Here is a 985-nt window from a genome sequence, read left to right as displayed (position 1 = left end):
TGGGCGTTAGTCGTTCAGATTACGATGATCAACGCTACAGAGAACGTTTGCTTGCTTTTATTGAGCAAGAAACTGAGATTGATCACTCAGTCGTTATCGAGTTTTTGGAGCGGGTTTATTATCACGCAATGGACCCCGCAAGCGAGAGTGCTTATCCATCTCTTAAGCAAAGGCTCAGTCATCTCGCTACTGAGCATAATACTTCGAACAATGTTCTTTATTACCTGGCGACACCTCCTAGCTTATTTCAGGTGATTCCTGAACATCTTTCGCAACATGGAATGACGCAGGCAGAATCTGGCTATAAACGCTTGGTAGTCGAAAAGCCAATAGGATACGACTTGCGTTCAGCAGAAGAATTAGATGCCTCGTTACATCATTATTTTGATGAAGAGCAGATCTATCGCATTGATCATTACCTAGGAAAAGAAACCGTACAAAACTTACTAGTGTTTCGTTTTGCGAATGGCATGTTTGAACCTCTCTGGGGGCGCCATTATGTGGAATACGTCGAAATAACTGGAGCAGAATCTCTTGGTGTGGAGGGACGCGGCGGATATTACGAAAATGCAGGCGCTTTACGAGATATGTTCCAAAATCATTTGCTGCAGGTATTGGCAATGGTTGCTATGGAGCCGCCGATGGCGATTAATGGCGATGCTGTGCGTGATGAAGTGGCTAAGTTGTTGCAAAGTTTGCATCCATTAAGTTCTGACGATTTGGAGAATAATTTGGTCTTAGGACAATATACCGAATCGAAAGTCCGAGGAAATGCGCTGTTGGGATACCGACAAGAAGAAGGCGTTGCTCAAGATTCTCGCACCGAAACCTTCGTTGCTTTAAAGTTGCATATCAATAATTCCCGTTGGAATGGCGTGCCATTTTTTATTCGATCAGGTAAACGTTTGCCAACTCGTGTAACAGAGGTAGTGATTCATTTCAAACCTAGCCCTCACCCTGTGTTCACGGATAAAGCCCCCAAAAA

1 protein-coding gene is annotated in these 985 nt (G+C 44.1%); it reads left to right on the top strand.

What is annotated here, in order from left to right; genetic code table 11:
• Positions 1–985 (top strand): glucose-6-phosphate dehydrogenase (gene zwf, locus A3762_RS15195; protein ID WP_068756415.1); only part of this gene is annotated, 985 nt, incomplete at both ends.

It is taken from the genome of Oleiphilus sp. HI0125 (assembly GCF_001635355.1).
This window is presented reverse-complemented; position numbering and strand designations above follow the sequence as displayed.